Genomic DNA, 10,468 nt, shown 5'->3' with positions numbered 1-10,468 from the left:
GATGATCGTATTAGTAAGCATTTAATCTAAATGGCAGTTACACAGAATCTGGGATGGTCTCGTCCAGTAACTTCGCAATTTCTGTATCCATTATTATTGCGTTCCTTCTTTAAGCTCATTGATCCGTTTTTCTAACAGTTCAGTCAGTATTTTTTTAGCATTTTTTTGCTGTGAAGCATTGTCACGAGCCAGCTTAAGCTTGTTGATATCAATATCAAAGGCATCTTTTAGTAGGTCTACAAATGCAGCGTTATTCGGATGCTCTATCAGCTCAGTTTTGACCACGCCATCTTCTTTATCACGGTATAACTCATAAGCTTCGCCATGTTGTAATTGACTTAAAACAATAGCAGAGTGAGTAGTGATATAAAAGGTAGTATTAGGGAATAGACGTTTCAAGGTAGGAATAATAGTCGCTTGCCATTTGGTATGAAGATGGCTTTCTATTTCATCAATGAAGACCACCCCTTTGACATGAGCGATATTGGTTTCATTAGTGAAATAACTGTAACCTGCGATAATGGACTGCATGATTTTTAGTATTGAGGCAAAGCCACTAGATAATTCAGACAGCTCAGTTTTCTGTTCAGCTACCTTGATAAATACGCGATTGCTACCTGATATTTCAAGAAACTTACTATCAATTCGCTCGTCTACTTTGTTAAGTAAATTTAGCAGCGTGGTAATTTCAACTTCGCGATTATCTTCTACAGCTTGATAAGGGTTAGCAGATTGAGCACGCTGAATTATCCATTGATTTAATAACTCACCCATCCCAAGGCTCTGCATTTCTTTGCTATTTAATGCAGAAAGATTTGTACTAAGATAATTTGATAAGCGAGGACCGTAAGATAAAATACTTTTTTCAAAATTACCTTCATGATATTTGATTGTGCCTCGATTCAAAGCTCCAATCATGACTACAGCCATACCATGACTTTCGAAACCTTTCAAATTTTCATTAGAAACATTATTAAATGTTCGCCCGTTAGCAATTATATTATCAAATGTGAATAGCTCATCGCTCATAGTGCTAGGATGAAGGATTTCATTGGTAGTAAAATATAAAGCAAACAAAGCCTCTAAACATCTGGTCTTACCAATACCGTTTTCACCAATCAGGCAATACACGCTTTGCTTTGGTTGAAAGCTCAAATGCACATCACCTACGCCTACCAGCTGTTTGATTTGAATGTCATTGCCTAACATGGCTACACCTAATTTTTATTAAACTGTTAGTTTGATAATGAAACAGCGAATTTAGAAATACAAGCTAATCATCCCCTAAACACTCGCTCCAACCGCCCGTGCCACCGCAATACCTTCCTCAATCGTCAAAAACTTACGCTGGCTTGGGCTGTCTTTAAACAGAATCTCGCCGTCTTGGAAGATCAAACATTCATTGACCGCCAGCTGTTGCCATTTTTCATTTTCAGTGAGTGGAACGGTCACTAAAATAGTGACTTTATCCTGATCCGTCGTCACATCACCAAAGTTAATTGCTAAGTCATCATCTGACAGTTTGGCTTCCCCAAAAGGTGCTTGGCGCGTGAGATAAAACAATAAGCTACCGGCATAAGCCAATTGCCATCGACCATTCGATATTAGACAATTAAATAGACCGTTGGCGGATAAATAACGACATTGAGTAGTCAAAAAATTAAACAGCGTTTGATCATCGGGACGCGACTTAAAGCTACTTTTTAGGCGATTAACGAGGTAGCAAAATGCCATTTCAGAGTCAGTATTGCCTACTGGCTGGCAATGTGAGGCGTTACCGTTGTCTTGCAAGCGCTGACAGCGTTTGATAAATTCACTATTCATCTGTCCATTATGCGCAAACACCCACTGTTCGCCCCAGACTTCACGAACGAAAGGATGGGTATTCGCCAAGCAATTCTGCCCTTGAGTCGCTTTACGAATATGCGCAATGACGTTCATGGCTTTGATTGGATAGTTATTGACCAAATCAGCGACTGGTGACAGATGGCTTGGTCGGTTGTCATGGAACAAGCGCAGTCCCGTTGAGGCATTTGCCGACTCATCACGCTTAGAGCTGTCATCATTGGCACACTCGCTACGCTCAAAAAACGCAATGCCAAAGCCATCTTCATGACTGTCCGTCATGCCGCCGCGCTTGCGAAAGCCAGCAAAGCTAAAACCAATATCCGTCGGGGTATTACAGTTCATTCCTAGGAGTTGACACATTTATGCGTTACCGCCTTTATTAAATTGGTTATCTGCTGCGTCATGATTGACCGGATTACCTGACACAATACCAAGTTCTATATCACTCATACTAGCCAATAAATCCGCTCCAGTATTGTCGTCGCTTTCAACACCATCTAGGATACGCTGGGCTTGTGCCAAATCCGTGTTTTCTACCCACAGGACGACACCAGAATTCATCCCTGGAATGGCACTTAGCGGTTGCAAGGACACGGTGATGCCATTGTTGCGTAGCAGATTGGCATGCAGCTCGCCTTGCATATTGGTGTCGTAGCGTGCCAGTTTGTGCCAGTTATCAACTTGATCGGTCATGGGGTCGCCTCTAAGGTTTCGGTACTAAAATTGGTACTAAAATAAATGCGTAAGCAATGTTTACGATAATTGATCTAGCGTATATTCTTTGATTGCAAACTCACTACTATTGCTCAATTTTTCACGTGCTTGCTCGGCTTGCATGATGTTGCTAAAGACACCGACTACTTGATTGTCTACTTTATTCCCCAAAAGCACAAATACTGTATTATTTTGCGGTTTTTCTACATGAGCCCAATGATAAGCAGCAAGGCGTTTCATCAAGTCAGGGTTTTTGACCATGATATTATCGCCAGTACGACCTTCGGTACGGTTATAATGGATAACATTGAGACGTAACAGCCAAAAAATAACGGCCGCTTTTGCCAGCATAACCGATAACGCACGTTTTTCATCGTTTCCAAGTGGACGTTTTGACTCATAGCCTTGTAAAAATGCCGCCATTTTATTGCGGTCAAAATTCACTGACTCGCCTTGCTCGGCATCGCCCCACGTGGTGCAAAAATCATTAATCGTAATGGCAATATCCATCACATAATGCTCGACGCTGACTTCGGTAAAGTCTAACAGCCCCGTTAAGCGCTCTTCACCTTTTTGGCTATTATTTAACGATAAGTTCCATAAGGTATTATCAGCAAACATGTCTAAATGACACAAGCCTTTTGGCAAAGTCGCAAGCGGCAAATCTGTATAAGATTGCCAAATATCACTCATGAGCTTAGCTTCGTCACCGGGCATAAACTGCATTTCACGGTCACGTACATCGCTCCATGGATACAAAGGTACGCCATATTCCTCAGCAGGTTGCAGTTGCTGTAGCGTTTCATGCAATACTGCTAACGACGCACCGATTTCATGACACATCGCTTGCGTAGTCTGCTGTGGATGCGAGCCTGCCAAACATGGCACTAGGGTAATGGCTTTATCGTCATAATGGATAACATAGCGTTTATCATCACTATTTTTATCACTGTCTAGTCCTTCATCATCAATCAATGCCAATGGCGCAGCGACCGGCAACTTACCGTCTAATTGGTTTAAGATAACCGCCATTTTTTCGATATCTTCTGGTGGGCGCTCTTCAAACAAGGTAAACACATAAGAGTGCGCACCATCTACGTCATCAGTTGTCTGAATAAACCAGTTAGAGTTTTTGATACCTTGGGTAATCGGAATGGCGCGTGCAAACGAGACGCCAAAGCGTTGACAAAAGGCGGCAAACTGATCATTGGTTAACTGGGTATAGACGGACATGACATCTCACTTTTGGCAATTAAATAAAAAGTTAAATAGGATAGATTTAAACAGCAATGGCGACAATTGTAACGCGCCTGAGCAAACGATAGCGAAAAGCGTAATAATCTTGCGAAAATCTGCCTGATATGGCGGTGATTTTGCTAGACTAGCGCATTGAGAGAATTGATTATAAGGTGAAAGACCCTATGTTAGCAAAGCGTATCATTCCTTGTTTGGACGTTGATAATGGCCGTGTGGTCAAAGGCGTGCAGTTTGTCGATATCAAGGACGCAGGCGATCCTGTTGAAGTCGCCAAACGCTACAACGAACAAGGCGCAGATGAGATTACTTTTTTGGACATTACTGCCACCAACGATGAGCGCGATACCACTTATCATACGGTTGAGCGTATGGCAGAAACGGTATTTGTGCCATTAACTGTCGGTGGCGGTGTGCGTAAAATTGCCGATATCCGTAACTTGCTCAATGCCGGTGCGGATAAAGTCGCGATCAACTCAGCTGCCGTATTTACGCCTGAATTCGTCGGTGAAGCCGCGCAAAAATTCGGTAATCAATGTATCGTCGTGGCTATCGATGCCAAACGTGTCGCGGATATTGAAGTTGATGGCATCATCCTGCCGCGTTGGGAAATATTTACCCATGGTGGTCGTAAGCCAACGGGCATTGATGCGGTTGCTTGGGCGAGCAAAATGGCTGAGCTTGGCGCTGGTGAATTACTAGTCACCTCGATGGACGGTGATGGCACCAAAAAAGGCTATGATTTGGCCTTGATGCAACAGATTACCAGCCGCGTTAACGTACCTGTCATTGCCTCAGGCGGCGTCGGCAACCTACAGCATTTAGCAGAAGGCGTATTAGAGGGCGGCGTCGATGCGGTGCTTGCCGCCAGTATTTTTCACTTCGGTGAGTACACCGTGCAGGAAGCCAAAGAATATATGGCAGCGCAAGGGATACAGATGCGCCTGTAATACGTTTGTAAAATGCAAATAAATTAGAAAAAATGTTATCATAGCGCTAACTGCTTATTATCATTTGGTTTTCGTTCATTTAACGGTCAATTCGTTTACGTGATAACCAATCAAATAAGTTATACCATTCACAAAAATTAAAGTAGCAAGGAAAACGAGTGTAAGTACTACGCATTGTAGACTAAACAAGTTTGACACAGCTAATCGTACTTTTTGGGTTTGGTATTATTTGACTCTATCATTATATTTAGCTACTCCTACATTTTAATTAAAAGCCCATTAGGCGAAGGATATTTTTATGTCGAATTTACAACAGCAACGCAATGACGTGACTCATATTGATGGTAACTTACATCAGAATGAAGATGCCCGTATTGGTATCGTGGTTGGTCGTTTTAACGGTTTTGTCGTTGAATCATTGGTAGATGGTGCTATCGACGCCCTACTTCGTCATGGTGTGTTGGGTAGCAATATTACCGTTATTCGCGTTCCTGGTGCTTTCGAATTGCCATTGGTTGCTCAGCGCGCTGCTGAATCAGACCGTTTTGATGCCATCATTGCGTTAGGCGCGATTATCCGTGGTAGCACGCCGCATTTCGACTTTGTCGCGAGTGAATCAGCCAAAGGCCTAAGCAGCGTTGCGATTGATTATAATATTCCTGTTGCCAACGGTGTATTGACGACTGACAGCATTGAGCAAGCGATTGAGCGTTCTGGTACGAAAGCTGGTAACAAAGGCTCTGAAGCCGCTATGGTCGTGTTAGAGATGATTGCGGTACTATCACAGCTAGACATCGATGACGATAGCGATGACGCTTAATTGAATGCGTTGCTCATTCATTAGTATTTGAATATTTTTGAGTCACGATTCAGCACCATTCTTTATTGATAAATATTATTGTTGATTAAATCTGTTAGGGCTATGGTTACTGCGATAGCCCTAAGTATGTCATTTAAATGTTCAACAGCAGTATCTAAAACTGTCTGGTAAATTTGCCAGCCGACTACTATTTAACATTTTATTTTAAAACTTCTTATCTTAAAACTAGGTATAGACCCCCTATGACTGACCAACTCAAGCGCGCTATTAACGCTGCGAAAACCGCCCAAACCAATGATAGTCAAGCTGAAGCCACGCGTATTGCGAGCAGCAGTGCGGGTGATCAAACCTTCGATATGAGTGAGTCTTCTTACAAGACCAGTCACACCGCTATCCGTAAAGCGCGCCGCTTTGCGATGCAAGGTCTATACGAATGGCTCGTCACTGATCGCCGTTTTGATGTAGACGGCAAGCTTGGCTGGAAGGCCAATGCGCCGCATGATATCGCTGCTCGTACACGCGCGACCAATGCCATGCATACCGTACATATCGGCTATTATCATGAAATGATGCGCGATATTCCTGAGCAGATTGAGGCACTAGATGCGCTTATTAGTCAGTATCTCGATCGTGAAATTGATAAACTCGATACCGTTGAACACGCTATTCTTTTGATTGGTTCTTACGAGCTGCAAAACCGTTTAGAAATCCCTTATAAAGTCGTGCTTGACGAAGCGATGAAGCTAAATAATCACTTTGGTGCCACTGACGCCCATAAACTGATTAATGCCGTCCTTGATAAAATGGCAGTTGAGCTGCGCGCTACCGAAGTAGAAGCAGATAGTAAAGCCAATCTACGCACCTCACAAAAAGCGGCCGCTAAACCGGTAGTAGAAGCTGATACAGATAGCAGTGCCGATACCCATGCTATGGAAGAAACACTCACTGCTTCAAACAAGCCACGTATCAGCGCCAATAATGCTACCGTCAAACGTAGTAGCGTTAGTAAAGCCAGTGCAAATATTAGTGACTTTAAGGCGAGTAAGAAAGATGCTGCTGAAAACACGGTTGAAAACGACAGTGTTGAAACAGTTACTGCAGTAGAACCGATTGTTGAAGAAAGCATTGTTGAAAAAGATATCGTCGTTGATGAACAGCCTGCAAAAGAAGCGGTAGCTGCTGACGCTGTCAATGACGACAGCAATGTAGAAAATACCACAGCGGATACTGGTCTAACGGACTCTAATATTCTCAATGTTGACTCAGAAGAGACCACATCAGATACTAATGTGTCAGATGTTACTGCAACAGACGATACTGATACGAAAAGCCAAGACTAACCATGAATGAATTTGAGCTGATCGAGCGCATATTTTCACAGATGCAAGCGGCACATGCACCATTAATCGGTATCGAAAAAGGTATCGGCGATGATGCAGCCGTCATAGCATTGCCTGCAGGCTCGCGCTTGGTCAGCTGTATTGACACACTGGTTCAAGGTCGTCACTTTCATGCCGACTGGCAACACATTGACGAATTGGCGTTTGCGATTGGTTATAAAGCCGTGGCGGTTAATGTCTCAGATATTGCCGCTATGGGCGCAACACCGCATAGTATTCTGCTAGCATTAGCATTGCCTGAACGTTTAGCGAACGAGCAATGGCTGACTGAATTTGCCAAAGGCTTGTTTCATGCCTGCCAATTATTCGGGGTGACTCTCATTGGTGGTGACACCACGCGCAGCGAGCGCTTAGTACTCAGCGTCAGCGCGCAAGGATTACTTGCCGCAGACACGCCAGCCGTCTACCGCTCAGGTGCGCAAGTTGGTGATAAAGTCTACGTATCAGGGTCACTCGGCGATGCCAGCTATGCCCTGCAACATCCTGACAGTGCTCAAGGCGTAGAGCTTGCCCATCGCTTGCATATGCCGACTCCACGTATTGCCTTAGGGGCAGCACTGGCAAAAATTGGTGCAACCGCGATGATAGATATCTCTGATGGTCTTTATCAAGATCTTGGCCATATCTGCCAACAAAGCAGCGTTAGTATGCGGCTTAATCTGGAGCAGCTACCTACTAGCAAACCATTGGCAAGCGTAGATTTGTCTGAGCGCTTATTGTGTCAGCTGGCGGGTGGCGATGATTATGAGTTGGCTTTTACTTTGCCTGCGCATATTGAACGACCTACGGGCAACACGCTAGTCACCTGTATCGGTGAGGTGACTGCGATGACAAATCATAAAGACACAGACACACCTACCGCTTTACGTCCTGAGTTATTTTATCAAGGACAGCCAGTCACACCGACTCATCCCACGCCGTTTTCTACATGGCCCACCCTTACCGGCTACCAACACTTCACAGGCTAATCCATGACTGATCACGACCTATCTAAGCCTGACATCAGCAAAGCCAATGACTGCCCTCCATTGCCCGTAAATGCTAGCCTGCTTGATCGTGTGGTTTATTGGCTCGGTATCGGTTTAGGTAGTGGCTTGCCTCGCCGTGCTCCCGGCACTTGGGGGTCAGTTGGTGGCTTAATCGTCGCCATACCTCTAATGAGCTTAGGTTTTGTGCCATTTTTGATTATTACCATCTTGTCCTGCCTCATTGGTATTTGGATATGTGGTCGTACCTCCGAGCTGATGCAAGGTCATGACGATCCGCATATTGTTTGGGATGAATGGGCAGGCATTTGGATTACTTTACTGCCGTTTTCTTACATGGGGGTGTCTACTGCCAGTTTTTGGCAAGACATTTCACAAAATTTATCTATCATTGCACTTATCATCGCTTTTGTACTTTTTCGCTTTTTTGACATTATTAAGCCACCACCGATCGGTTGGGCAGACAAAAAAGTCGCCGGTGGTCTCGGTATTATGCTTGATGATATTATTGCTGGCGTAATGGCGGCAGCGGTATGGCTCGTTGTAATGCTCGGTATGCTGTTGTAGTCAATCCTCTATAGATCAGATACGGTGTCAGGCTCGCTTAGTCCACTGTTTCTAGTACTTTCACTTGCCTTTATGGTATCTAAACTATATTGAACCGATTAGGGTCTGTTGAACATTCAAATGTGGTACTGGCAGTGGCTGTTTTTTAGACAATACGCTGTGAAATTTTTGACGCCTAGTCATTCTAGGGTAGATAATTTCGCCATGTATTGGCAAAAAATAGCCCTGCCCCTGCTTGTATACTTGGGGCTGATGCTAAAACCACCCCAAACGTTGTTGTAAACCTAGCTAAGGTCTCGACATTATCGTCGGTTTACGCCTGATTTGATAAAAGGTTTGGTGCGATTTTAGCGATCAGCAGTCCTAATATTTGAGTGTTCAACAGACCTTACATAAGCAGATACGCGGTTCGGCTTTTTTGTATGACTGACTATATAACCCTTTGTATAACCTTAAGTTACAAAGCTTGCACGGCATTGCGTTTTTTTGCAGTGGCGTTTGCGCTATAATCATAAATTATATTTTGTTACATTTAACGAGCCACTATGACCTCTCCTCTTTCTGTAATTATCCTAGCTGCTGGTAAAGGCACGCGCATGCAATCGGCCAAGCCAAAAGTGCTACAGACACTGGCCGGTAAGTCTTTATTAAGTCACGTATTAGATACCTGTCACCAACTGACTGTTGACGCAACTATCATCGTCCATGGTTTTGGTGGCGAGCAAGTAAAATCAGAAATTGCTAACCAATATACCCAATCCTCAATTACGTGGGTTGCCCAGACTGAACAGTTAGGGACAGGACATGCCGTTAAAGTGACCTTGTCCGATTTGCCAAAATCAGGGCAAAGCCTCATTCTCTATGGTGATGTGCCATTGGTCAGCTGCCAGACGCTAGCGGCATTAAAAGTGGCTAATACTGACGGTATGTCGATGCTGACACTTACTGTCGACAATCCGTTTGGATTGGGTCGCATCAAGCGTGACCAAGCAGGCAATATCGAAGCCATCGTCGAGCAAAAAGACGCCAGCACCGATGAGCAAAGCATCCAAGAGATTAATAGCGGTATTTATTGCGTCGACAATGCCCTACTGCATAAATATCTGCCTGAGCTCTCTAACGATAATGCGCAACAAGAGTATTATCTAACTGATATCGTTAAAATGGCCGTCGCTGATGGTATTACGATTGCCGCGATTGAGCCTGAGCATACGTTTGAGATTGAAGGCGTGAATAACCGTCAACAGCTGGCCAGCTTAGAGCGCACATGGCAGGGTAAACTGGTTGCCGATTTGCAAGAAGCTGGTGTACAGTTTGCTGATCCGAGCCGCGTTGATATTCGTGGCACCTTAACAGCTGGTCAAGACGTATTCGTCGATGTCGGTGTGGTGTTCGAAGGCGACTGTACTTTGGGTGATAACGTTTATATCGAAGCGGGCTGTGTCATCAAAAATGCCCAAATTGGTAACGCCTGTCATATCAAACCGTATTGTGTGATTGATCGCGCCGAGGTTGGTGCAGGTGTTGATGTAGGACCTTTTGCCCATTTGCGTCCTGAGACCGTATTGTCTGATAACAGTAAGGTCGGTAATTTTGTAGAAATTAAGAAATCGACCATCGGTCAAGGCAGTAAAGTGAATCATTTGAGCTATATCGGTGATGCAACTGTCGGTACAGGCGTCAATATCGGCGCTGGTGTGATTACCTGTAATTATGATGGTGTCAATAAATCACAGACTATCATCGAAGATAATGCATTTATAGGCTCTAACGCCAGCCTAGTCGCGCCAGTCACCATTGGAGATACCGCAACGGTTGCGGCAGGCTCTGTAATTACTAAAAATGTTGATAGTAAGGCATTAGCCTTTGGTCGCGCGCGTCAAGTGCAGAAAAATGACTTTCAGCGTCCAATCAAAAAATAAATTTAAG

At 44.2% G+C, this 10,468-nt stretch carries 10 protein-coding genes; 6 read left to right on the top strand and 4 right to left on the bottom strand.

Translation table 11 applies throughout. From position 1 onward, the window contains the following. Positions 1-93: 93 nt before the first annotated feature. The 4 genes from IE130_RS13935 to IE130_RS13920 form a co-directional block, all read right to left on the bottom strand. Complete coding sequence (locus tag IE130_RS13935; RefSeq protein WP_189587001.1) at positions 94-1,209, bottom strand: AAA family ATPase; 1,116 nt, start codon at positions 1,207-1,209, stop codon at positions 94-96. Positions 1,210-1,284: 75 nt separating this feature from the next. Continuing rightward, the gene (locus IE130_RS13930) at positions 1,285-2,208 is read right to left on the bottom strand and encodes a class II glutamine amidotransferase (RefSeq protein ID WP_189586999.1); all 924 of its coding nucleotides are present in this window, start codon (positions 2,206-2,208) and stop codon (positions 1,285-1,287) included. Next, positions 2,209-2,541 (bottom strand): hypothetical protein, encoded by a 333-nt coding sequence (locus IE130_RS14280; RefSeq protein WP_227676228.1) that lies wholly within the window; start codon positions 2,539-2,541, stop codon positions 2,209-2,211. Between the two features lie 60 nt (positions 2,542-2,601). Beyond that, positions 2,602-3,795 carry a homoserine kinase gene (locus IE130_RS13920; RefSeq protein ID WP_189586997.1) on the bottom strand — a complete coding sequence of 398 codons (1,194 nt, stop codon included), beginning with the start codon at positions 3,793-3,795 and terminating at the stop codon, positions 2,602-2,604. Between the two features lie 188 nt (positions 3,796-3,983). Between IE130_RS13920 and hisF the strand changes: the two genes are divergently transcribed. The 6 genes from hisF to glmU all read left to right on the top strand — a co-directional run bounded on the left by hisF (position 3,984) and on the right by glmU (position 10,461). Beyond that, entirely contained in the window at positions 3,984-4,766 is a 783-nt protein-coding gene (gene hisF, locus IE130_RS13915) for an imidazole glycerol phosphate synthase subunit HisF (RefSeq protein ID WP_189586995.1), read from the top strand. 298 nt (positions 4,767-5,064) lie between these two features. Then, positions 5,065-5,586, top strand: a complete 522-nt coding sequence (gene ribH / locus IE130_RS13910) for a 6,7-dimethyl-8-ribityllumazine synthase (RefSeq protein WP_010200525.1) — start codon at positions 5,065-5,067, stop codon at positions 5,584-5,586. Positions 5,587-5,828: 242 nt separating this feature from the next. After that, positions 5,829-6,926: a transcription antitermination factor NusB gene (gene nusB, locus IE130_RS13905; RefSeq protein ID WP_189586992.1), complete on the top strand. Its 1,098-nt coding sequence runs from the start codon at positions 5,829-5,831 to the stop codon at positions 6,924-6,926. 2 nt (positions 6,927-6,928) lie between these two features. After that, positions 6,929-7,954, top strand: coding sequence for a thiamine-phosphate kinase (gene thiL, locus IE130_RS13900; protein WP_189586991.1), 1,026 nt, complete (start codon positions 6,929-6,931; stop codon positions 7,952-7,954). 3 nt (positions 7,955-7,957) lie between these two features. Then, a complete protein-coding gene (locus IE130_RS13895) occupies positions 7,958-8,539 on the top strand; it encodes a phosphatidylglycerophosphatase A family protein (protein ID WP_010200521.1) in 582 nt (193 codons plus the stop codon). Positions 8,540-9,084: 545 nt separating this feature from the next. Next, complete coding sequence (gene glmU / locus IE130_RS13890; protein ID WP_189586989.1) at positions 9,085-10,461, top strand: bifunctional UDP-N-acetylglucosamine diphosphorylase/glucosamine-1-phosphate N-acetyltransferase GlmU; 1,377 nt, start codon at positions 9,085-9,087, stop codon at positions 10,459-10,461. Positions 10,462-10,468: the final 7 nt, after the last annotated feature.

It is taken from the genome of Psychrobacter glaciei, from assembly GCF_014652895.1.
Taxonomy (GTDB): domain Bacteria; phylum Pseudomonadota; class Gammaproteobacteria; order Pseudomonadales; family Moraxellaceae; genus Psychrobacter; species Psychrobacter glaciei.
This window is presented reverse-complemented; position numbering and strand designations above follow the sequence as displayed.

Coding starts and splice junctions, on each gene's coding strand:
- IE130_RS13935 (WP_189587001.1), bottom strand. CDS start 1,209: ATGTTAGGCAATGACATTCAAATCAAACAGCTGGTAGGCGTAGGTGAT.
- IE130_RS13930 (WP_189586999.1), bottom strand. CDS start 2,208: ATGTGTCAACTCCTAGGAATGAACTGTAATACCCCGACGGATATTGGT.
- IE130_RS14280 (WP_227676228.1), bottom strand. CDS start 2,541: ATGACCGATCAAGTTGATAACTGGCACAAACTGGCACGCTACGACACC.
- IE130_RS13920 (WP_189586997.1), bottom strand. CDS start 3,795: ATGTCCGTCTATACCCAGTTAACCAATGATCAGTTTGCCGCCTTTTGT.
- hisF (WP_189586995.1), top strand. CDS start 3,984: ATGTTAGCAAAGCGTATCATTCCTTGTTTGGACGTTGATAATGGCCGT.
- ribH (WP_010200525.1), top strand. CDS start 5,065: ATGTCGAATTTACAACAGCAACGCAATGACGTGACTCATATTGATGGT.
- nusB (WP_189586992.1), top strand. CDS start 5,829: ATGACTGACCAACTCAAGCGCGCTATTAACGCTGCGAAAACCGCCCAA.
- thiL (WP_189586991.1), top strand. CDS start 6,929: ATGAATGAATTTGAGCTGATCGAGCGCATATTTTCACAGATGCAAGCG.
- IE130_RS13895 (WP_010200521.1), top strand. CDS start 7,958: ATGACTGATCACGACCTATCTAAGCCTGACATCAGCAAAGCCAATGAC.
- glmU (WP_189586989.1), top strand. CDS start 9,085: ATGACCTCTCCTCTTTCTGTAATTATCCTAGCTGCTGGTAAAGGCACG.